Here is a 23,553-nt window from a genome sequence, read left to right on the forward strand (position 1 = left end):
GGTATTGACCCCCGTTGGGGTGGATAGAGGGGGGGGCCACGACGTAACCTCGATGCTTGACGTCAATCCCTTCACCGAGCGTGCCTACGACGTTGTCGTTACCCAAATATCGAAAGTAGAAGTGCCAGCCCCCGCTCGGAGTGAGTACCCTCCACGTGGTCGGCAAAGGCCGTCGTGATTCGAGCCGAATGAGGGTTTCATCACCTCCGTTGCGAGGATCAATGTCGAGGACGCAAAGGCCCGACGCCGCGCATGCGATGCCGACGTTGGCCTCCGGCGCGCACTGCCACCACCGAATGATGCAATTCCGATCCTGCGTCGCATCGAGGTACCCGCGCCTTGCGAGCCTGCCGTCCGGTTCTTTCCTGCCGCGCAGCAGGGGGAAAACGAAGAATCCCAGAAGAGTCACATAGGCGAGCGCAGCCCGTCCGAGTAGCGATAGTTGAATTCGTATATTAGAGTCGTTCTGGCCGCGAGCGCGTTTGCCACTCCCGTCCGCGTGTGGTATTCGAGATTTGTTCATGAATCGGCCGTGTCGGCCGCGTCGGGTGACCGCCCGGCGCGGCCGCCTCTGTTTTGTCAAAGACGATGGACGGTCCCCCGTTCAGATTGCCTCAGAGAGAATCGGATCACGCAGTGCCGCGCGAGCTCGCTCGCCTGCCATTCCACGCACAGATCCGGGTTCTCGTGCCTCTCGTTCGATGGATCTTGGATCCACTCCGTATTTGACCGCGAGGCGTCGGAGCTTCGATGCATCAAGCCGTTTTCTTCCCATCACAACGACCTCCTAAGGTGAGGATGGTGCTTGTTTGATGCGGTTCTTGGTAACGTCGATTGCCGGCCAAGTCACGGACATGCGACGTAAGGGCTAGCCGTTACGGATCAACGAGTGCGTGCTGGGGCTCGAGAGTCAAAGGTCGCTCGGTCCAGGTCATACCTGAGTATGGCAAACAGCGAGATGGTTCTCGTTTTTGTCCGACTTACCATGGGTGAAGAAGCGCGCTCGTCGCCTGCACGGTGGCACTGTTTCGCCGGCCCTGGCGGAAGGGGACAGGCGCTCCGACGGCGGGCCTCTTTGAAGACATTCCTGCGCAGGTCAGGAAGGTCGCGGCTGTCCACCCAAGATGTTGCCTCGATGCCGGCAGAGATCCGAGGGCTTGAAATCGAGCCATGTCCACACGCACCTCGACGACAGCGACGAATGCAAGCAGCGGTGGCATTCGCGGACGACATCATCCTGAACAAGAGCGATCTGGTATCGGTGGACGATCTCGACGAGCTCGAAACGCGGATCCGTTCGATGAACGCGATGGCGCGGATCCATCGCGCGCACGATGCCAGGGTGCCGATCGAGACGGTGCTCGACGTCGGTGGTTTCGATCTCCATCGCGCCCTGGAGCAGAAGCCGACGTTCCTCGAGCCGGAGTACCCATTTCGAATGGGCGGGCCTCTACGAGTTCGAGCTCACGCTGAAAGACGGGCGGGATCCGAGCATGTCGGTCCTATTGCTCCCAGTGGCCTCGATGCGGGAGGTCTCGAACGAGCTTGCAGATCGAGCGATGCGGCTGCTTTCTCAGGGGAAGACCGCGCTCGAGACGGTGCTGTCCGGTAACGCCATCGTCGCTGGGGAGATGCACTGAGGGTACAGCTCCGATACAACTTGCCGCTCACCAGGCGCAGGTGATCGCGCTCGCGTGGCGACGGCCGCATCCACGGATTCTCCCTCGAGCAGTGCGCCTCGAGCTGCCGTGGCAATGACCACACCGTTCAGCACCGAAATACCGCCGAGCGCGATGAAACCAATGGCGGCGGGAAGGCTGAAGGGAAGCCCCCGAGCCAAGAGGCCGAGCATGCCGCCGACGGCGGCAAAGGGAACGAGAAGGAACACCGCGAAGGCAGGTCGAAGGCTCCGGAACATGAGGAACAGCATGCCGAGGATGACGGCAACGACGGCGGGCACCACGAGCGCGAGCCGGGCGGACGCGCGTTCGAAATTCTCGAATTGTCCGCCCCATTCGAGACGGTAGCCGCTGGGAAGTGACACCTGGCTCGCAACCTTGCTCTTCGCTTCGTCCACCCAAGAGACGAGATCGCGGCCGCGAAGGTTGACGTCGACGCGAATGATGCGCTCGCGGTTCAAGCGTTTCACGACCGAGGGTCCGTCACCTTCTTCGAAGACGACGACTTCCCGCATGGGGACGCTCTCGCCGCGCCCTGTCTCGACGAATAGATCCGAGAGCGCTTCGGCGTTCGGCTGCGACGGTGGCACGAGAATGCGCAAGTCGAAGCGGCGCTCCTGTTCGTACACCTGCCCGACGGAGACGCCTTCGCGCGATGCGGCGAGCACGTCGAAGGCGTGCTTCACTTTGACGCCGTGGCGAGCCATGCGCGATCGATCCGCGGTGGCGGTGATGGTCGGCTGCCCCATGATGCGCTCGATCTTGAGGTCGCCCGTGCCCTGAATGTCCCGAACGACATCGCCGACGCGGTTGAGAAATCGACGAGCTCGTTCAGCTCCGGGCCGATGATCTTGATGGATACGTCTGCGCGTGAACCTGCAATGAGCTGATTGGTCAGGTCCTCGATGGGCTGCGAGACCGAGACGAAAGTCGATGGGACCTGACTCTCGACGCGATCCTTGAGCGTGCTCGCGAGCTCTTCGAAGCTGTGTACGCTCTGCCACTGTTTCATCGGCTTGAGCGGGACGAGAATGTCTGTGTTGTTGTTGCCCACGGCATCGAGCGCCATCTCGGCGCGCCCGCTCTGTCCGAGCGCTTTCTGGGTCTCAGGGAAGCCGAGGACGACCTTCTCGGCGAGAAGATCGAGCCGGCGCGCCTCCTCGAGCGACACGCTGGGGGCGCGCAGCATGGCGAGGATGGCGTCTCCCTCGAAAATGCGCGGGACGAACTCGGCTCCGGAGCCTGCGAACGCGAAGACCACACCGAAAAGCCCCGCAACGCTGGCGCCTACGAGGACCCAGCGAATGCGCATGAGCATGTCCACGAGCTCGGCGTAGCGTTCGGCGACGCGCTCCAACCAGACGGGCCCGTGCCCCTTGGCAGGAGGGACGCACAGGACCAACAGCGCCGGAAAGAAGAGGACCGAGTATACCAGGCGCCGAAAAGTGCGCAGGCCATGGTGATGGCCATCGGCCGGAACATCTTTCCCTCGACGCCTTCCAGCGTCAGAAGAGGGATGTAGACCAGCATGATGATCGCGACGGCGAAGGCGACGGGCTTGATCACCACTTTGGCGACTTCGGCATAGGCCCGGGCCCTTGCGCGGCCCACGAGCGCTCGCCCCGCGGTGGCAGCAATGATGGCCTCGAGAATGACGATGGGACCATCGACCAAGAAGCCGAAGTCGATGGCGCCGAGGCTCATGAGGTCGCCGGTGACGCCGAAGAGGTGCATGCCGAACAAGGCGATGGCCATCGAGCCCGGGATGCCGGCGGCCACGACCAAGGCGCCGCGGATCGTGCCAAGCATGATCGCGAGCACGACGGTGACGATGAGGAGCCCCTCGGCGAGGTTCGTCGCGACCGTTGACAGGGTTCGCTCCACGAAGTCGGCTCGGTCGTAAATGACATCGATGGTCACGCCGGGAGGGAGCTCGCGTTTGACCTGCTCCATGCGCTGTTTGACGGCATAGATGACGTCGCGGCTGTTGGCGTGCGCGAGCATCATCACCAGGCCCGAAACCGCCTCGCGTTCACCATTCAGGGTGACGACCCCATACCGAAGGGCCGAGCCCACGCGCACTTCGCCGATGTGCGGACGAGGATGGGCGGTCCTTCTTTGCCGGTGCGAATCACGATATCGGCTATTTCTGGTTCGTTGGCCACCATGCCCTTGCCGCGAATCGTGAAGCTCTCTCCGCCGCGCTCCACGTAGCCGCCGCCCACGTTCACGTTGGCGGTGGACAGTGCCTCGATGACGTCGTTGAGCGTGAGTGCGCGGGCGCGCAGCTTCGTCGGGTCGACCACGACTTGGTACTGTTTGAGCTCGCCGCCGAAGGGATTGACCTCGACCACACCGGGCACGTCCCTCAGGCGCGGCCCCGATTTCCCAATCGAGCAGGGTGCGCAGCTGCATCGGCGAATGGTGTCCCGAGCGGACCACGAATTTGTAGATCGTCCCGAGTCCCGTGGAGGGAGGCGCCAACTCCGGTAACTCGGCGGAGGGCGGAAGTTCGCTCTGAACTTGCCGGATCCGTTCCAGCACGAGCTGCCGGGCCCACCAGATGTCGGTGCCGTCGGCGAAGATGACGGTGACCGCCGAGAGACCAAAGCGCGAGATACTTCGTATTTGGACGCTGCCTGGGATGCCGTTTAGCGCCTTTTCGATCGGAACCGTGACGCTTCGCTCGACTTCGACAGGCGCGAGGCCGCCGCACTTGGTCAGGAGGTCGACTTGAATGCTGGATACGTCCGGCAGGGCATCGATGGGCAACCGCCGTGCGGCCACGATGCCGAGTGCGAGGACGGCGACGAACAAGGCCGCCAGTGCCTTGCGGGCGCGAATCGAGAAGGCGACGAGATTGTCCATGGAATTACCGGAACAACTCACTCTTCAGCGCAAACACGCCCGTGGCCGCGACCCGCTGTCCGGCCTCGAGGCCTTCCAGCACTTCGTGGCGCGTTCCATCGGATCCTCCAAGGCGGACCGGTACGGGGCGCACGCGCGTATCCGTTTCCGCGACGAAGGCCGTCGCTTTGCCGTCCACGTACACGACCGAATCGTGGGGAATCAAAATCGCGGTATGCGCAGGATCGCCGCTGGTAATAGCCGCATGCACGGACTGCCCGGGGCGAAGGTGATGGCTCGGGTTGTCGACGGCCACGCGACGTGCACTGCGTAAAGCTCCCAAAGTCAGCCATGGCAACCGTCACTCTGTTCGTGACGGTTGGAAAAGACAGAAAAAGCGCGACTATGCACTGCCCCGCATAATCGCGCGCTTCTTCCCGCCTTCTCCAATCGCAGAGGTGAGCTATGCGGTGGCCCCCGGTTGGTCTCGAGCCGCCTGCCCCGGCGAATGAAGCCTTGGGGCTCTGCACGTGCGTGTCGAGAAGTTTGTCGATTCGATGGTCATCCGGGCCGAACGAATCAAGAGACACCTGGTCAGGCTGCTTGCTCTCATCAACTTCGACTTTCACGACGTGCTTGTAGGTATGCGCCACGCGCGTCGCGTCTCATTCGCTGAATATCGACGGGGGAGCGCGTGGGCCTGAAAATAGGCGGCGAGGCGGTCGACCTCTACCCGAGCGGTCGGGGAATGACGCCGATTGAAGCGGGTTCGCCTCTTTGCCAAGCGGCTAGGGAACGGAGCTGCGAAGGCAGTCATAAGCAACCGGACCTCACAGCGGTCCAGTTGGAGACGGGGTCGCTGGATATCCATCAAGTTCGACTGGCTTGAGCGAGGCGCGAGACAAGAGGCGTGTGTTCCCCACCGTGCACCACTTTGCTAGGCGCAGGAGGTTGTCTTCGACGCGCGGCGGGAGGCTGCAAGGCATCTATGGGCAACCGTTGCGATGGTCGTCGAGACGGTTGGAGAGGACGGGAAGAAGGGGCTGGGCAACTAGGGTGATAATCACCTCGGTTGGAGACGATGATAACGTCGGAATGACGAAGGAGGCCATAATCGCGCTCCTTCCCGCCTTTCCAACCGCGTCGATCATCGACGCGGTTGCCCACCGTTGGTCTCGAGCCGACCGCCCAGCGAAAGGTTCGGGCGTGCACAGAGATCATCTCTGTGCACGGCGAATCCGGCGCCAAGGTGACGTGCTTGAGCGCGAGCGGCGAGACTTTCCCCCTCCGTCCGATGTGTCGATCATTGGGAATGGCCGATTGCAGCGATCGCGCAGAGCTGGAAAAAAATAGCCTTGGGCAACCGAGGTGAAAATTACCTCAGTTGGAGGACGATGGGAAAACCCGCCATAAGGATGACAATTGGTTGGGTCACAACGATGCGCGCGGACGCTTAGCATGAACGGTTTCATGGTCTCGCCGGTGGACGTCAAAATTCCGCGGTGAATTTCCCCCCCGCTATTCGGGGCGGGGGAAATTGCTCGGGAGATCTGCATGTATTTGGTCTTTCATCATACATTGTATGGAAATTTCGCAGTTGGCTGGATCCCGCGGCCGCGCGAATAATGCGTAGTCGCACGGAATCGGTGTTCGAGGTGACCTAGCGTGGGAAGGTGACGATGGTGACGGTCATGACGATGCCATGAGAGTGAGGCTGCGTCGTGCACAGCGATCATCGCTGTGCACGCTCGCCCTCCCTGATTTTGCAGTTTCGCGGACCCTGCTTCGACATTCAGGCCCAGCGCCCCGGACCTCGGACCGAAGCGACCCCCATGCGCCTGGTTCGCGACTTCGTGCGACGATCTCGTCCGTGGGCCATCGGTACCGTCATGGCGTTGCCCGAAGGGCCTTAGTCACGAATCGTGACCAGTCCCCGTCGTTGGGGCGAGCCTTAGTCACGAATCGTGACGAGGCAGGCGGCGTGACGGCGCCACGACGTTGCATGACGGAGGGACAAAGTTGACGAGCGGCTGGCATCTGCGTCGGCAGTTCAAATTTATCGGGTGAGCGCTCTAGCGCTTCCGGTCGTGCGTCTGTCTGCCGGGAGATTGTATGTCCTCTCTGATCCGCGCCCAGCCGTCGTGGAGCCCGAAACGTCACGCAAGTTGGCCTCCGTTTCCCTCGCCTAGACGCTCGAGCTCGGCGTGGAAGCCGTCAATGGGGCTGCTCGCAAAGCGTGCGTGAGGCTGCTTGCCGAGAGGGGGCGGTATCAGTTGATCAGTTGGATTGTTGCGACTTGAAAAGGACGCCGGTAAATGGCGGTGACGCGCGTGACGATGCGTTACTCGCGTGCCCTCTGCCTCCCCGACCTGTGTCGAGGAACAGGGCCGTCGTGACGGAGCCTATTACGCGAACATCATCGCGCGCTCGACGGCGATCTCCGAGGGGCCACCACGAGGGGGGCGCCTTCCTAGAGCGGTAACATCCGTCAGCTCCGGTGGGGGCCAATCCGCCGTTTAGCGTCCCCCAGCACCAGCCCTCTGCGGTCGTCGGCGTGACCGCGGAAGTTGAGAGGGCGCTGTCGAGGCGAACAAGAGAAAGGATAGGAATTTCCGCCAAATGGCGAATCCTCGCGAGAACTTCGCGAGGTCCTCGCGCCAGTTACGCGCGGGCCTCGGAGGAGATCGCCGCAGAGATCCGGCCACCTATATCCTGTAAAGTGGCCAGGCTCACTCCCTCGAGGACCTATCCCGCGTCGAGGCAGAGGTCGTGGGGCTGCTCGTACGGCGCTTTAAGATCTAAGATCTCGAGAAAGGCGCCCGCACTCGTCAATGCTGTGACGAGGCCATTGCTCCGGACGTCTACAAGGACTCGAGCCTCTGCGTTGCGTATGCCGATTGGCCTGCGAACTTCGGTTGGATGCGATGAATGTTGGAGACATACTGGAGGTCCCCCGTTTCAGTGGACAGTCCCGTTAACTCGAAGTAACGCGAGGAGTGTCCCATGGCGAAACGGAAACGACGGGTGTTTACGCCCGAGTTCAAGGCAGATGCAGTTCGGCTTTGCAAGAGCGGAGATCGAACCATCGCGCAGGTCGCGAACGACCTCGATCTAACGGAAACGGCGCTGCGAGCTTGGGTCAAGCGCGCCGACGCGCAAGCGCCGAAGAGTGCCACATCGAACGAGCTGACGACGCCGGAGCGTGAGGAACTCGCGGAGCTTCGCCGAAAGGTGAAACGCCTCGAGATGGAGCGCGAGATCTTAAAAAAAGCAGCAACATTCTTCGCGAAGGAGAACACGTGAAGTTCGCGTTCATCGACGTGGAGAAGACGTTCTGGCCCATTCAGGTTCTCTGCTTCGTACTCGGCGTCTCGCGAAGCGGCTACTACGCCTGGAAAGCACGGCCGAAGTCGAAAGCCAGGACGAGTGACGAGAAGCTCGCGACGCAGATTGAAGCGTCGCACAAGCGCAGTCGTGGCACCTACGGAAGCCCGCGTGTGCATCGGGAACTGCGGGCTCGGGGCATCCGCGTGGCTCGGAAACGCGTCGAACGCTTGATGCGCCAGCAGGGGATTGCCGCGAAACGAAAACGACGCTTTCGTCGCACCACGGACTCGAAGCATGCGCACCCCGTTGCCGCGAATCTGCTCGAGCGACGGTTCGACGTCGATCTTCCGAATACGGCATGGGTGACCGACGTGACGTACGTCTGGACCCTTGAAGGCTGGCTTTACCTCGCCGCGATCCTTGATCTCTATTCGCGACGAGTCGTCGGCTGGGCGACCAGCGAAACCAACGACCGGGAGCTCGCGTTGCAGGCCCTTCGCAGCGCCGTGAACAGCCGAAAACCGCCAACGGGGCTGCTTCATCACTCGGACCGCGGCAGCCCGTACGCGAGCGCCGACTACCGTGCCGGACTCGAACGACATGGCTTCGTGGCGAGTATGAGCCGCAAGGGCGACTGCTGGGACAACGCCGTCGCCGAGAGCTTCTTCGCCACAATCAAGGGCGAGTTGATCGATCATGAAAACTACGTGACGAGGGCTTGCGCGATCGCGTCGATCGCCGACTACATCGACAATTTCTACAACCCCGTTAGACGGCATTCGTCGATTGGTTACGTTAGCCCAATTGAGTTTGAATTAATTTTGTTGCAATCAAACAAGCTGTCCGCATAGTGACGGTGTCCACTGCAGCGGGGGAGGATCACCGGAGTAGCCTCATGCCGACGCCCGCTCCAAGACGAGGATGACGGCTCCCTGTTTTCGTATGACCGTTTTCGTCGGCCGGCTGTCGGTAGAATGCATCACTCGGCACGCTAAGGGGCACGACGAGTCGGTTGGGAGCTAAGCCGTCAACAAGGCCATGCCGTTCGAAACTTCGGAATTTGGTGGAAGACGTTTGTCCAGATTGGTTCCATATTCTTTACCGCCCGAAAGGCCTCATTCAGAGCGCGATAGAAGGACAGCACCTCGGCGCTGTCGAAATCGATGCGCGACCTTTCGCGGCCAAGCCCGTCCTTCAATCGATCGTGTGCCTGGCCGCCCTCGATCGTGTTTTTCACATTAGCGAGGAGATTCGCGGCCGCGGCAACATATGATCGGCCGTGATAAACAGCTTCGTATATGAGATACCAAAAGCCTGGCTCGGAATCGGCGTCATCCAGATTAATCGGCTGCTCTGGAGGTGGGGGAAACGGATGTGAACTGCTCAGTTTTCTTTGGAGTCGAGCGACCCTCTCTCTGGTCAAGTCAATGACGCGCCCTTCGCCTGGTGCCATGGGCCGGTAAGAGCCGCTATGCCACCATGGTCGCCGATCCCCGTCGCGCCATTCTCCCCAACCTGATAGCAGGTCGAGCGCTTGGCGTAGATCTGCATCGAGTTTCGAAGGCAAGCGCTTCTTGAACTCACTGTCCTCGATCAGCCCCGCCGTCCAGGTGAGCACGCCGGCGGGTAACTGCAGTTTTTCGTCCTTGTACCGATGAAGATGGCGTCGCAGTTGCCGAAGTTCATCGGCGATGGCTTTCATTTTCTCTGCTTTGGTGTTCCGGCCCCTCTCGCTCTTCATTCTGCTCGGCGCTTTGGTTGCTTTCATCGAATTGTCACTCCTGCTTGAATGCCGTGTTCGCGCGACACACGCGTTCATGTAGTATTGTGCCGGCGAAGCCACGTGAGGACCTCCCACATGACCCGAGCGGTTTCGAACTCGCCTTGATTGGCAATGTCAATGCGTTCATGGGTCATGCCATGAAGTAGCGCTTTAGGTGGTTACGTATCGCCATTGAATGCTGTATTTACCCGAGCTTCAGCAGCTTCTTCAAAAGACCTGTAACCGTTTTCGCGAGGCGCTTCTCCCGCTCCTCGCAGAACGCTTCGTAGTGCTCACCGGGCCAGAGGTTTTCATCCTCGGGAATATCGTGATGCTGCAGTTGGTCCAGATTTCCCTTGCGCACGATGTCAGCGAGGTAGTCCGCGGCCGGCGCGTCTTTTAGGTGCTCATTGTCCTTCCGAAGCAACGGTGTCAGATTCCCAATTCGATCGGGAGCGATTGTCGTGTCTCCATCGTCATCTAGATAGGCCCGGGCAAAGATATGGTGAACCTGAACGGGCTCACTGCCTGAGGGGAGGTTGTTGCGAAAACGTGCACCACTCGGGAACGAGACGCGATCTTCCCGATAGAGGTTTACCAATAGCGCCAATTGAACGCCGCTCTGCCGGACGATGTTTTGCGTAAAGTCGCTTTCGTCCGGCAGGACCGAATCCGCGCGCTTCGCGTTGATCAGAATGCTGTTGAGGAGTCCTTTGTAGTCTCCATCCGCTGCGAGTTTGGCGTCCGACTGAACCATGGTCTCGGCCGAGCTCGAATAATGACCCCACAGGCTCGCAGTGAGTATCCATCCAAGCCACCAGTCCTCGTCGTGCAACCGCCCACGCGCGGCGGCGACGGCCGGAACGAGGAGCGCGTATCGATAGGGGAGCCATGATCCCGAAGGAACTCCCGCCCGCCGGAGGACGCGAACGATCTGCCTCAGCCCGTCGACGGCGCTTTCCCAACTCCCCTCGACGTTTGCGTAAGGGCCGCCGTCTCCGCCTACGCGCCGGCGTTTCTCGATATCGCGATATCGAAGGACACCGGTGCCGAGAAAGAGCGCAGTGCGGACGAGAAGATCGGTATCAACCTGTCCACCCGTTCGAACCAGTTCGTCGGCGTCCTCTCCGCCCCCAAAGTCTTGAAAATCACGCTCGCTCAGCGATTCTCGCGCGCGCGCACGGAACATGCTCATGGATCCCGTGAGTCGCGCCGCGGCAAGGTCACTTGGGCGGAGACGCACGCCCTGCTGATTGAGCCGCGCAAAAACCTCGACGACGTTGTCGTCGTCGACGTCGGCGTCGATCTCATAGGCGAGGATCTCGGCGTTGAGGATGGCATCACGAATCGCGTTCGCGCGGTCGTTCGCCTTGTCGTACTCGTCGCTCCCGGGTTTCACCCATTCCTCGATGGCTTGTTTTATCGCGGCGCTCTCGCTGCCTTCTTTTCGGATGCCAGCAAAGAGCACCTCGGCGGGCACGACCAACCCGTCATTGAGCTGCCGATGCAGCTGTTTGGAGGCAATGTGAAAGGGTTGCTCCACCCATTCTCTTTTGGGCGAGAGGGCTGTACGTAGGTCCGGGTCCTTGGACTTCTTTCCTCGGGCGCGGTTCTTGAAAATGACACGAAAAAGTGAGGTGAGGCGCTGCTGGCCATCGAGCACGAACACGGCTCCTGGTCGAACTGGGGTAAGGGTTTCTGGCTCACCCTTTCCCTCGTCGTTCGCGGGACACAGGTCCCAGGAGCGTGTTGAAAATGGAGACGCTTCGTCGTCGCCTTGCCACGTGGGCTTCCATAAGAGCAATGCGCCAATCGGATATCCCCTGTAGAGGGAATCGTGGAGCGCCTTGACGCGCTCGTTGTTCCAGACGAAGCCCCGTTGTAGGTCGGGAAGAAACAGTTTCCCATCCCTTTTCAGTTCCGCGAGCTCCTTCACCTTCATCTGGCGTGGCTTCATCGCGAAGGGGGGCGTCTCCCGCTCCGTTTGGGCCGGCGCCATTGGCGACCGGGCTCCCTTACGTCGGCGAGTCGCATTGCCTTCGGCGAGCGCGGCCGTTGGGGGGCTTGTGGCCTCAGCATAGTTGCGCGCGGCTCCCGGCGCGTTCTCTTGGAGGATCTGCTGCCGCCATGACAATAGAGTCTGAGCACGTCGGTAAGCTGTCGATTCCGACATGTTTGGCGTGTTCCTTCGGATTGCGAGCGCGACGCCTTCGATGCTCGGTGCGTGCTGCTCGTCCAGCAGGTTTGGCGTCAGCTCACGCACCACCCGCGACGCGAGCACGGCGGCGCGAAGAGTCGAGCGCTCCACATCGGATCCAGTCTCTGTCGCCAGAAACGAGCGCCCGCTCTCCGTGAGCGCGTATTCATGAGAATCTTCCTCGAGCCACCCGAGTATGCGTGCGGTGTTCAGAGCATAGCTCGCGTGTCGCATGCCGATTCCGGTTTTTTCATCAACACGGAGTGATTCCTTGGCGCCGTCGTGAATGGATTGCAGCACCGTGCGTATCCGTTCGAAACGATTGGTTTGCGGGATGTCGCGACTTTGCATGGGTATTCGAGAATCCTTCCGTATGGATGCCCATAAAGTCATCGTGCCGTTGTTCTGGACTTTGTATTTCATGGCTTCTTGTAGAGTTGAGGAATGGCTGGCAATGCTGGTCAGCTCAATCCCTAACGGCTATGAGCTGGCAGCGTGTTCGATGCGCAGTCGAGGCGATGCGCGCAGCACGGTGATTTACGGATGATTCGCGAGGGATCTCGCAAATGAAGTCGAACGCCCCGCTACTTCATCTGCGCCGGTACGCGATTCACAATCTTGCGGCGGAGGTCTTCGACAACCTGCAGAGCGTCATCCCCTATGGGATGGACGTCACGCGTGCCTCCGAGTCGTGAGCAAATCCAATGCGGTGGAATTGGATGATAAAAATGCTTTAGAGCTTGGTCGACGTAACGGTCGACCCACGGGCGGCCGCACCCCAGTTGGCCCTCACCCGTGGCGACCACGAAGACTTGGGCCACGACGAACCAGTATTCCGTCGTTCGACCTTCGGAATCCGTTCCGGGTGTACCTGGGGGCCGTCTTAATGCGTCGGCGAGGGCAAGCTTTGCCAGTAGATAAGGGACAGCCGACGTCGACTCCCACATTGCTGCAAGGGACGGCGTCAACGCGGCCGAAGTCGCCGCGTAGATCCATCGCCATGGCATGGTGGACCATTTGAAGAGCACATGGAGAACGGCGCGCTCGAACAGCGGGGCCTTGGTCCCCCAAAGAATTTCCGTGGTCCAGTTATCGTTTGCGGCGGAACGCGTTGGATGGCGGTGCTTCGAGGCACGTCCGGGATGCTGCATGGTCGTTGCCTTTGGCGACTCTCATCCGAATCGCCCCTTCGTTTTCAACATCGGTCATCGTCCAAAATGGTTTCGCGCGACGTTGCCAAAATTTGCAGAAGGCGCCGCGCCGTATCTCCTGTGTGGTGATGTGCGCAGGGCGAACGGCCGGCCACTCGGGGAGATAGCCCGGAACGGATCCGCTGCTCGCCGCGCGCGGATGTCGGGGGAGCGATTCTCGCGACGTCGCGATTGAAGTGAAGGTCACCCCGGTGAAGGCTCGCTCATCCGCTCTCGAGCAACTCGGCATTCCGCACGGTGCCATCGTCTACGTCCAACAAAGCGCGAACCTCGATGCGGTGTTTCGCTTCGAGTGCCGCGAGCTGGCGTGACAGGGCGCCGCCCACACGCTCGACATGCTCGCGAAAGGAGCAAGCTTCATCGCGAAGCTTTCGGCGTGCGTTTGACTCGAAGGTGTGAGGCCGGAGCTTCGTCGTAAACGCTAGCGCACGATCCACGACCCGCGCTTCATGTTCTCGCGCAGCAAGGGTCGCTTTCTCAATCTTGGCACGGATCTCGTCGACGGAGGCGTGAGCGCCAAGAGCAGCGCGAAGACGAGCGACGGCCAGGCGGCCGAGCAGGCACGAAAGCCTCATGTCTTGGTGATGACGGTCACGCTTCACTGCCTCCTCAAGTTGTTGGAGCAGCGTGACCCCTGTCGGGCCCAACCAGGTCGCGTTGACGGGCAAATCATTGATTCGTTTGGCGGCGGCCTCACTCTGCTGCGTCGCAAAGTAATCGAGCTCGTGAAAGTCCGTGTCGGCTCGATCCAGGCTTATTTTCCAACGAAGCAGGTCATCGCTGGCCCAATCCGACGCTGCCATCTCTTCGCCGAGCGTCCGAAGCAAGCGAAGCAAGCCATGCACACGAGAGCGTTGCTGGTCGTCCAGGTGGAGTTGGACCGTGTCGAGCTTCATCTCGATGCGTGCCAACGAACGCTCCATCGTAACGAGCTGTGCCTGGACGGCGAGCAGTATGGCGACGTGCACGACGGAAATCGCCACGGCAGCGCCCTGTGTCGCGGCCCGCCCGAGAACCGCGTTCTCTTGAATGGTCCCGACCCGGGATACGAGCGTCGCCTGGGCGCGGCCGTCCGTGCGCTGAAGGAACGTCACCAAGCCATTGCGAAGGGCCGCGTTTCCTTCGGCGGTGAACTCGACGAGATACTTGCCCCGGTTCATCGCAACCGGTGCGCCGTGGCCTCCGACCTGGAGAACTGGACCGAGTGCTTTGCGGAGCGCTTCGGAAAGAAGTGGCGCGTCTTCGAGCGATTTGCGCGCGTTCGATGCGACTTCCGTCGCTCGAGATTCGGTGAGCGCCTCGAACGTGATTTCGGCCAGCTGGCATTCCTGATCCATCGACTCGTCCCTCGAGAGCCATACTGCTTCACTCGCGACGAAAAAGTTCGTTCTTCAGCTTTGTGAACGATCCATGGCCGAAATCGTCCTCGTCGTGGAGGTTTTTCCTGCGGGCCAGTTGGCGTCCGCCATGACGTTGCGACAACATGCATACGCGCGCCGCACGCGTCAGCGTGCAGCGCGCAACCGATCGCCGTCGAGGGCCGATGAGAGTCCCAACATGAACGTGTACGCGCGCGCCGCCTTGTACTCCGTTTTTCTTGCGGGTTGTTCCAACACCGAACCAGCGACGACGTCTTCGCCATCCGCTTCGAAGCCGGCAGCTTCAACCGCGTCACCCGCGGACTCGCTTGAAAAATGTATGAATTGTGCCGATAGCGACCGCCTGGTGCCTTGGTTCTTCATCGGGAATTATCTTGATTCGCGCTGCACGCAGCCGGTCCTTCATGCCACCTTCGAGGCCTGTCAGAGCGTCGTCGCCCCAACGAGCGTATCGCTCGACCTGAGTGAGCCACTTGGGACGCACAAGCGATACGATCGCGTGAATCTCGGCCTCGGGCGTCAATTGACCGAAGTCGAGGTGAAGAACCTTTACAGAAAGGAAGGTGGAACGTGTCGCCCGGAGAAAGCGAGCTTCAAGGTCGCTCCAGCCGGTTGTGAGGGAAAACGGGTTTGTCGAAACGAGGCCGGGCAGCTTTCATGCAACGCGTGCAGTCGATTGCCCAATGGTTGCCCGAATTTCGAGGGGACGCGTGTTTACGCGCTTGGAGTCCTGCCGAGGTGAAAAGTAACGGCAGGGGCAAGATACCTCAGCCAGAATGCTCGTCACCGTCGCGATTCGTCGCGCGCAGTTCGGCGAGCGTTGTGGCAAGGGCCGCTCGTCGCTCCTTCTTCGCTTTTTGCTTCCCTTCCGAGGCGCGTGCTCGCTCGCTTGCTACCAGTGCCGCGTTCCTCACGGTCTGCTCGTCTGTGGCCTGGATTCGTGCAGCAACTCTCTTGTCACGGAGGGCCTTTCCACCGAAATCCAAGAACGGCCGCGTATCTTTATCGTCTTCTTCCCCGTCTGACGCGGGCGGAGTATAGCCATACTCGGGGATGTCGTGCTCAGGCTGCTCCGGGACGAGGCAGCCAATCGTGAAATGAGGTTCCGGTGGGCTATCGGCCGATTCCCAATTCACGAGCAGACCGCTGGCGAACGATCCCGAGAGTTGATCACGCCGTTCATATAGATCGTGGTGGGATCCTTGAAGAGCGTAGTCGTGTTTCGAAGGTGTTCGATGCACGTACGACGAGAAGAGACGCTACACTCCTGGACCGCGGTGGATCCCCATGCCACCGACGCCCAGACAGCTGACGATAGCAGCGGACACTGGCCGCGGTGAAACGGCATATCGCAGAAGTGCCAGCTCACAGCGAGGTGCAAGCATCAGAGGAATTACAAGCGCAAGCCCCAGCCTTGGAAACGGGCAATGCGTGATGCGTGTGCAGCTCGAGCCCTTCGTGGCGGTGATCGTTGTTGTACCAAGCGAAGAAGGGCGAGCAGAAGGCACCGGCATCTTGGATGCAGCCGAAACGCTCGGGGAAGTCTTGAACTGGAACTCCGAAAAGGGATTGTCGTTCGAGACATGCGGCCGGGCCATCAACCGACGACGTAGCGACTGAATACATCGAGAAATGCCATATAGATAGAAGTAGGTGCACTTCTTTGTGCCAAGCAGTTTCTAGATATGCCAACTCCAACTTGATTGGGGCCCGTCGCGAGCAGCTCAGGGCGAGGATGGTTCGCGTGACGGAGCACATCTCTGCGTTCGCGAACTTCTCCGTCGCTGGTCAGGACATGGTACATCGTTCGTACCGAGCAAAGGTACCGCCCTTCGTCGAGCAATGTGGTGTAGACCTCGGCGGGCGCCTTGTCGACGACTCTCGGTTCGTGCAGCACGTCGAGCACCACGCGGCACTCCTCGGGCGACAACGCCCGAGAGGGTACCCGCGCGGCGTCGGCGGTCTCATGGGCCGCTGGTGGCGATAGAACGTGGCTCGAGGCAACGAGACGGCGGCGAGCCTCATGCTAGACCGTAAGATGCGACGAATAGAGCCCTTCGCGTCGAAGCAGCGCGCCCAGCTCACCGGCCTTGGAACAAGCGTCGGCCTCCTCGAGAATGCGCAGCTTGTATTTCGCCGTGAACGGGCGACGCGTGGCCTTCTCCGTGACCTCGATCGATTCCGATGACGGGGGCTTTGAGGGAGTGCAATTTTTGAACTCGGGGGCGGTCTGTGTATCGCTCATGTTGGCGCGGAGGAACGCGCCCTGAATTCCCTCGAGGAAGAAGCTCCCGGCGGTCGTGGTGAGCAGGTACACGGCCTGGGCGATGCGCAGGCCGTTTCGGTGACGAAGAAGGCATGAAGTGTTGTCTCCGCTTTCTGAGTGGAATCGCCCGGATGGGCGCACGCACGTCAAGACGAGGCGCCTGCTCGGCGCGATCTCTTCCCGTCATTGGGTCGTGTCGATGCCAAACGACGTGCTGGGCCGCGCGGGCTCCTCCACTGGGAGCGTGAAGCAGAACATCGCGCCCCCTCCCGGCGCCTCGCGAACGGAAACACTTCCACCGTGCGCGTCCACGACCCCCCGGACAATCGCAAGGCCGAGGCCGACGCCGTGGCGCGCGGTTTTGCTTCCTTGCCAAAACGGACGAAAGATGTGGTCGCGCAGTTCCGGTGGAATCCCCGCACCGGTATCCCCGACTCGAAAGATGACATGGGTCGCTCCTCGCTCGAGCTCCACCCAGACACGCCCCCCCTGGGGCGTAAACTTGAGCGCGTTCGAGACCAAGTTTCCGATGGCTTGCCCGATTCGAACCGGATCACACGCGACGGGCACCTCGCGCTCCGGAAGATCGCTCGTGAGCGCGATGCGCTTTCGTTTTGCTGGATGGTAGAACTGCTCGAGGATCTCTTTCACGAGCTCACACGCATCGACTTGCTCGGCCTGAATCGACAGCTGCCCAATATCGAGCTTGGACATCAACAGCAAGTCTTCGATGAGGCGGTTCATTTGCTTGGTGCTTCGCTCGAGGGCTTCTCCAACGGCAACCGCATCCAGCGGTGTGCCGGCCTTCAAGAGCTGCGCGTATCCTTCCACGTTGTGAACCGGATTGCGGAGATCGTGCGCGACGATGGCCATAGCCTGCTCGCTTCGACCGAAGACCTTCTCTTCGACCTGCTCGGCGTTCGCCGCCATCATTCCGTCGATGGCAAGGTGCACGAGCTTCGATTCGTCCAGGGTGAGTACGATGAGATTTTCGACGCAGAGTTCGAGCAGGACCTCCCGGAATAGGGAAAGTTCGCGGATCGTCTCTTCCGCAGTGTAGTGCACCTCAAAACGATGTTGTGCATGCGTGATGCCGATCTCCTTCACGGCGCCGACGTGCCGGTCAGTGCTCTCACTCTCTTCATCGAGGTCAAGGGTCGCAGTTCTTTCGATGAGGCGGTCGAGCAGCGTGGGCATATTGTCCTCGAGTGCCGGCCGCGCAAGCTTGTTGGCGGTGGGGATGTTGGGATCCTCGAGAACGCGATCGAGCCATCGGTCGAGCAGGACCTGCCGCTCCTTCCGAAGGAGCTTTGCCAAGCGGCCACGTTTTGCCGTCTCGTTGAAAGATCGATCGCTGGTGCTCATGTGGCTCATTAAGCCCTTGTTCGGCCACCCTGGCCAGCCGACAAGTACCAGGTGAGAGGTGGATGTCCGAGCGGACCGTTCGAGGCGGCAGTGGGCAAAAGCACCCGAACGGCAACCGACCAGAACTCTCGGTGCCGACGTTGTCGTCCTCGATGGCCGGCGCCACAAGCCTCGGGCGAGAGGACTCTGCAGGACAAATTCAGACGCGATGTGGCGGCCTACCCTTGGGCACTCCGTCACCGGCGATGGCAAACAGGTTTCGAATCTGCTCGGCGAGCGCGAACGGTAGCAATCGGAATGTGCCGCGTGGGCTCATGGGCACGAAGCCGCCCAATGCGCGGGCAGCCCAGGTCAACGAGGGGCGGTTACCACGGGCGGCTGGTACCGCGGGCAGAGATCGCAATGATGCGTCTCGCGCGTCGCGGGGGATTTGGGAAGTGTCTCTCAAGGTCGAGGTCGACGACGCCGACTGCATGGTTAGAGAAGACTGGCAGCATCTGGGTGGAGTACCCCTTACCGGGGCTGCTTGGCGCGCGGGAGGGCAAGCGCACTCGCGCGGCGCAGGGCGGTGAGAGTGCGGATGTCGGTGAGTACGGGGTAGTCGAACGGAAGTGGCCTCGGGCCGACCTGGTCGGGGACCGAGGTGAAGCCGCCGTCGGGGTCCTGGTGGGCTACCAGGTAGGCCACCGCCCGGCTGACCGCCAGTGGGTTGCCGAGCCGCGCCAGCGCAGGCACCGCCTGGGCGGTGGAGAGCACGTCGCTGGGGCGGTCGGCGTGCTGGCCCCAGCCGCCATCGGTGTTCGGCATCGCCAGCAGGCGCGCCACGGACCGGGTGCTGGCCACCTTGATCCGGTCCCCGAGCGCGGTGCCCGGAATGGCGTGCAACGCGTCCAGCGCACGCAGGATGCCGCTGGATTCGCTGACCGTCCAGCTACGCTCGAAGGTCCCATCGGGCAGCTGGGCGTTCAGCACGAATTCCATCGCCCCCATGAGCAGTCGGGCGTGGCGCCGGGCTTCCGGTGCTAGCGCCAGGATCCCCCCGGTCATGTCCACGTCCGGGGCGTCGCCGCGCACCCAAGTGGGGAACCCACCGTCAGGACCGGCGATCTCGGCTAAATAAACGTTCCCCCTGGCCAATGGCCCGCGGTGGCGCACCGGGTCGCAGGCCTGAGGAACTCCATGCACCGGGTGGTGGTATCCACGTCGGTCTGATGCATGCGGGTGGCGAAAGGCCAGCCTCCGTCGGAAGGCATCAAGAAGGCGAAGTGCGTGCGCATCGCCGCCGGTGCGGAGCTCCGATCAAATGATCTCATCAAACGGCGCCTGGACGCCGAAAATGGGCACGGTTTACGTTTGCCGCGCCCGAACCATCGCGCACTTTCGGCAATGAGCCAAATAGGCGACTTCGTGAATAGCTACCAGGTCAACGACGCTGGCCCAGAGCCATGACGGTGCGTCCAGAGATTTCGTGTGATGGCGGTCCAGCTCACGTTTCCAGGATGCACGCCCGCTTCCATCGAGTTGTCGTGCGTGAGCCTGGCCGACTACGACGGCAAGGTAGCGGGCAATTTTCATCGCCTCTTTTTCGCAAAGATTTTTTAGATCGAATTTTAGATCTTGCGGGAGAAGCTCGCGAAGAAAAACCGCTTTCCCGTAGAGCCTCGCGGCGAGCATCCTCTTGCCAAGAGCGGGCGCTAGATGTTTGGCGCCCATGACAATTCGCTCCGCATTCGAGCGAGGCATTCGCGCATCTTTGTAGTGCGGAGCAATGGCCGTTGCAGCTTCCTTGACGTCGACTAGACAAATCTTCCGCTTGCTCCCCGCAGGCCCCTCGACCCGAACGAGCACAGCGATGCGAATCCGACCGAGGGAGCTGCATCCCTTCACCCAATGAGCAGCGTCGACGACTTCGATGCCCGCATTGCCGTCGTAAACGGAGGGTAGAGTGACCAGCCTGCGTACGTCGTTCGATGAGAATAGCTCCTTGACGACTTTCTTCTCCGTGGCGGACAACGGCCAGAAGTGCGCGCCGAGGGGGATGTCCGGCGTGGTGTCTTCCAACCGCTCCTCGAAAAGGTCTTTCCAAGTGCGCCGCAATGCCTTCTTAAGAACGATGCGAATCGATTCGGGTTTTTTAGGTCCCCTACCATTGCTTGGTTGCTGCGGTCGGCCAAGCAAGGACGCCTGATACCCCACGATCATTTCCTCGAGCATTTTCGCGGTGGTCACGCCCGGCAAATCAGACTCGCGCGCGGCCATTGCAAGGGAGAGCCCCAGTCGTACCAGATCGTGGGCTGGATTGCCCAGGACTGTTTGGTCGAGATCGCGGACCTGAACCGCGACGTCCTCATCGACATCGCCGATGGGGCCGATATTTTTCGACGTGGCAGTCGCCGCAGATCCATAAACGGGGACCTTCTGGCAAAGTGTGCCCTTTTTCGCCAGCCAACCATTCGTAGAATCGTTCCGCGCTGCCGCGCACGTACGATTGGACGCTCCGCGCCATCTTCATTTGACGTCGCCGTCGCAGCAGCAACTGTCGTTGTTCAGGCCGTGTGGGAATCCCACTCATTTTCATCGGGCGAAGCTTTCCATCGATCCCGTAGCATAGAGCGCGCCTCCCTCAACTCGACACTTGCAGAACTCGTGACTCGGATGTCCTCGCAGAAGAGCGCAGGCTCCCAACGTCTTACGCTTGGTACCTGGACGGCTCCGAGCTGAATGCGGCTTACCGTCGATGTGGATCATCGATAGCACGCTTTGACGGCGTTCGGATGATTAGGCCAATCCGATTGAGGTGCATTTACGTCGATTAGGTAACTAGAGTCGGCTGTGGATGGTTCCATGGGAGCTCGCTTCCCAACATCGAAGATCATGGGCACCGTCGACCGCATAGGTGTAGCAGGTCGAGCCATCCCCATACGGGTCCGGGTAATCACCGTACTCGTGACCCGTTGCCGAAAATTCCTCTTCGTACCGTTCACGTCCAATCTGCTTCCATCGATTGCGTTCGGCATCCGTGTAGGCGGGCGTCGTCATGATGTGACTCCGTGAAAAAAACATGCGCCGCGAAAACGGGGCGCGTTCGAGGCTGGCCAAAATGTCGTCCGACTTTGAATTGGTGTGCCCGCCAACCAGGAACGGGGTGGCGGGCACACGGACGGTTGTTGGCGCTCCGCGCACGTCAGCTCAACAGCGCTGCAGGATTCATTGTCAAGCGTTCGACCCATCCTCGAACCTTTACCAGATGCTCCTCCTCGGATTGCAGCGCTTCTCGGAACTGGTTGGCGATGACCTTGTATCCGAGCTTTTCCGTCAAGGTAATTAGGATCGGCCAACAGTCGTTATCGACGAGCTCCGCGACCAAGATCGCCTCCAATCCCTCCGCCAGCGTTGTGCGTGGATCGGTGAGCACCTGGGGCAGGCCCATGGATTTGACCGCAGCGAGGTCGGCCGATGGTGTCACGCCGGTAGGATCGCCCCCGACTGTCTCGATCGCCTTCTGGACCATTTCGAAGTGTCGCTGCTCGTCGTTTCGAATATCGACGAGCTCTCCCGCCGTGGCCCGCCCTCAAGCTCGCCCGCGGAATTGAACTTCCGATGAGCGCATCGTAGAGGCGTACGCCGCTTCGCTCGAAGGCCAGGCGTTCGCCCAGCTTGTCCACCAGAATCCCGACTGTCAGCACATTTTGGACATCGGTTGCAGGGTCGATCGATTCCTTGGCCGGCGCAGGAGGAGGGTGTCCGACGGTGAATCCTGTTTCGACGTACGCATTGCGCTCGGCTGCAATGAGTTCCGCTGTGCCTTCCGAGGTAGGCGTCGCGCCGCTTAGAGAGTCCAGTAAATCCTTCGTGCTCGCTGGTACACCCTGAATTCCGGTGCGATTGATGTCGATGGTGGCCCCATGCTTATTCACGGCTGCACCTCCTTCGCTTTCCCATTTTGCATTGCAAGCTCCCCGCCAGGCCCCCACGTGTATCCGGCGGCCACTGTTTGCGACGGCGAGCCCGCGGCATTCATGCGGTCGCGGTATGCGATGGACGCTGGCGAGTCGTCCTTTAATGGGACGATCTGCGTCCCGCTGGCGCGCAGATCCACTTCCTGGTTCAGGACTTTGCGCACGTACGTGCGATGGCTCGCGTACTTGACTGGCTCGGGCAACGTTTGCGGCAATAATTCCGCTGGGTCGCGCTTCTCGACCGTCTTGTACAGGTCCATGACGTAGTGAAGATGGCCCAGTTCGTATTGTAGGAACCGCTCCCAAATGTCACGAATCCGGGGGTTCGTCTCTTGCGAGTAGCACCCAAAGTAATTGTACACCTCCGCGGCCTCGTGCAGGAGCCACTTTTCGAGCCATGTCTCGTATGGGTCGATGATGGACTCATACTGCGTAACGTGCTGCTCCTCGATACTGGCGATCTCCGCGTACAGTTGGCGAGCGACAGGATCCGCGAAGGTCGGCCCCACGGTCATGTAGTAATCGTGGGTTTGGTGCTCACCAGCCATGGTGGTGAGTGCGTTCAACTTCGAAATCGGGGCGGCCGTGGCCCGGTCGTATGGTTCGCGAAGGTCATCTTCGGGCGCACGATGCTCGACGAGAGTCGGGCGACCGGCTCGGATGTCCGTGTAGCATTGCGTCAGCGCGTTCGCGTCCTTGCCTTCCAACCGATCCATCAAGGCGGCATATCTGTAAAGGTGGTCGAAGTCTTCGAGCATCCCGAAGTGATAAACCTGCTTCAAGTAGGGATCGGGCTCGTGCATGGCCACGCTCGCCGTGACCTCAATGGCAACTTGCTCGAAACCGATCGCGGTCTCGAGGGCGTTCTGGTCGGGCGGATTGAGCCAGTTCACCAGCGTCTGCTGATGCTGCTCGATGCGCCGCACGCGGGCGAGTTACAGCTGAAAAGGCTTGTTCATGCGCGCACACGCATGGCTGAAGCGCAACGCTTCGGATTCGATTCCATTCATCAAGATGACGCGGACGCGAGTGAACGCGTCGTCATCGAGCTTGCTATACGGAACGCGCACGAGGTCCCGCCAGTCAAACTCCTGTTTGTCGAGCGCAATGCCGCGCTCCTTGAAGATGTCAATTGTCATGGGGTCTCCTTCACGCCGGGAGTTCGGGCCGATTGCAAAGGGCGTGCACTTCGTCTTAATCGCATTTCCGCCGAGGAGTTAGCCGAGATGCTGTGGCCGAGATGCACGCGACCGCGGTGGCGTTTTATACTTGCAATGCCACATTCATCAAAGAACGGCACACATGGCAAGTGTACGAGGCGGATGCTATTGTAGAGTGGGCGTCGTGGCAAGTTGGCTGTCTTCGTCAGATTGCCGCAGACACGCTGCGTCAAAGACTCATGGGCGCCGAGGGCGACCCACGTCGGATAGGGAACAAGGTCCCGAAGGGCGCGATCCACCGCATGGCCGGCGATGCCCTTCCACCCGCTGACCGAACGTCGTGGCTGCCGTCAAGGCACGGACGCCGATACGGCCGTCGTTGCCCGGTCACGCGCCCGCGA

14 protein-coding genes and 3 pseudogenes are annotated in these 23,553 nt (G+C 60.8%); 1 reads left to right on the forward strand and 16 read right to left on the reverse strand.

The features are described 5' to 3' along the window. Window positions 1–1,096: 1,096 nt before the first annotated feature. The 6 genes and pseudogenes from LVJ94_05125 to LVJ94_05150 all read right to left on the reverse strand — a co-directional run bounded on the left by LVJ94_05125 (window position 1,097) and on the right by LVJ94_05150 (window position 4,842). The gene (locus LVJ94_05125) at window positions 1,097–1,387 is read right to left on the reverse strand and encodes a hypothetical protein (protein ID WXB06626.1); all 291 of its coding nucleotides are present in this window, start codon (window positions 1,385–1,387) and stop codon (window positions 1,097–1,099) included. A 186-nt stretch (window positions 1,388–1,573) separates the two neighbouring features. Next, window positions 1,574–2,464, reverse strand: a complete 891-nt coding sequence (locus LVJ94_05130) for an efflux RND transporter permease subunit (protein WXB10680.1) — start codon at window positions 2,462–2,464, stop codon at window positions 1,574–1,576. After that, complete coding sequence (locus LVJ94_05135; protein WXB06627.1) at window positions 2,362–2,991, reverse strand: efflux RND transporter permease subunit; 630 nt, start codon at window positions 2,989–2,991, stop codon at window positions 2,362–2,364. Before LVJ94_05135 ends, LVJ94_05130 begins: the two co-directional genes overlap by 103 nt. Beyond that, window positions 2,967–3,755 (reverse strand): efflux RND transporter permease subunit, encoded by a 789-nt coding sequence (locus tag LVJ94_05140; protein WXB06628.1) that lies wholly within the window; start codon window positions 3,753–3,755, stop codon window positions 2,967–2,969. The genes LVJ94_05135 and LVJ94_05140 overlap by 25 nt, the downstream gene beginning before the upstream one ends. Further along, window positions 3,719–4,547 (reverse strand): annotated as a pseudogene (locus LVJ94_05145) (efflux RND transporter permease subunit). The gene LVJ94_05140 and the pseudogene LVJ94_05145 overlap by 37 nt, the downstream one beginning before the upstream one ends. A gap of 4 nt (window positions 4,548–4,551) precedes the next feature. Then, window positions 4,552–4,842 (reverse strand): hypothetical protein, encoded by a 291-nt coding sequence (locus LVJ94_05150; GenBank protein WXB06629.1) that lies wholly within the window; start codon window positions 4,840–4,842, stop codon window positions 4,552–4,554. 2,687 nt (window positions 4,843–7,529) lie between these two features. On the opposite strand from LVJ94_05150, the gene LVJ94_05155 reads away from it, so the two are divergent. Beyond that, a protein-coding gene (locus LVJ94_05155) for an IS3 family transposase (protein ID WXB06630.1) occupies window positions 7,530–8,704 on the forward strand; the annotation gives its coding sequence in 2 pieces (ribosomal slippage) (window positions 7,530–7,785 and window positions 7,785–8,704; 1,176 coding nt in all). A 176-nt stretch (window positions 8,705–8,880) separates the two neighbouring features. On the opposite strand, the gene LVJ94_05160 is transcribed toward LVJ94_05155, so the two are convergent. From LVJ94_05160 to LVJ94_05205, 10 genes and pseudogenes are all read right to left on the reverse strand, one after another. Further along, a complete protein-coding gene (locus tag LVJ94_05160; GenBank protein ID WXB06631.1) occupies window positions 8,881–9,621 on the reverse strand; it encodes a hypothetical protein in 741 nt (246 codons plus the stop codon). Between the two features lie 199 nt (window positions 9,622–9,820). Next, on the reverse strand, window positions 9,821–12,235 hold the full coding sequence (locus tag LVJ94_05165) for a DUF262 domain-containing protein (protein ID WXB06632.1): 2,415 nt from the start codon (window positions 12,233–12,235) through the stop codon (window positions 9,821–9,823). A 991-nt stretch (window positions 12,236–13,226) separates the two neighbouring features. Beyond that, the gene (locus LVJ94_05170; GenBank protein WXB06633.1) at window positions 13,227–14,360 is read right to left on the reverse strand and encodes a hypothetical protein; all 1,134 of its coding nucleotides are present in this window, start codon (window positions 14,358–14,360) and stop codon (window positions 13,227–13,229) included. Window positions 14,361–14,528: 168 nt separating this feature from the next. Beyond that, window positions 14,529–14,765, reverse strand: a complete 237-nt coding sequence (locus LVJ94_05175; GenBank protein ID WXB06634.1) for a hypothetical protein — start codon at window positions 14,763–14,765, stop codon at window positions 14,529–14,531. 1,074 nt (window positions 14,766–15,839) lie between these two features. Continuing rightward, window positions 15,840–16,578: pseudogene (locus LVJ94_05180) on the reverse strand (hypothetical protein). Window positions 16,579–16,851: 273 nt separating this feature from the next. After that, on the reverse strand, window positions 16,852–18,042 hold the full coding sequence (locus tag LVJ94_05185; GenBank protein WXB06635.1) for a sensor histidine kinase: 1,191 nt from the start codon (window positions 18,040–18,042) through the stop codon (window positions 16,852–16,854). Between the two features lie 504 nt (window positions 18,043–18,546). Further along, a complete protein-coding gene (locus LVJ94_05190) occupies window positions 18,547–19,080 on the reverse strand; it encodes a terpene cyclase/mutase family protein (GenBank protein ID WXB10681.1) in 534 nt (177 codons plus the stop codon). 300 nt (window positions 19,081–19,380) lie between these two features. Then, on the reverse strand, window positions 19,381–20,397 hold the full coding sequence (locus LVJ94_05195) for a DUF2252 domain-containing protein (protein WXB10682.1): 1,017 nt from the start codon (window positions 20,395–20,397) through the stop codon (window positions 19,381–19,383). 820 nt (window positions 20,398–21,217) lie between these two features. Continuing rightward, on the reverse strand, window positions 21,218–21,544 hold the full coding sequence (locus LVJ94_05200; GenBank protein WXB06636.1) for a ferritin-like domain-containing protein: 327 nt from the start codon (window positions 21,542–21,544) through the stop codon (window positions 21,218–21,220). Between the two features lie 402 nt (window positions 21,545–21,946). Continuing rightward, window positions 21,947–23,131 (reverse strand): annotated as a pseudogene (locus LVJ94_05205) (hypothetical protein). Window positions 23,132–23,553 lie beyond the last annotated feature (422 nt).

The organism is Sorangiineae bacterium MSr11367, assembly GCA_037157805.1.
GTDB lineage: Bacteria > Myxococcota_A > Polyangia > Polyangiales > Polyangiaceae > Pendulispora > Pendulispora rubella.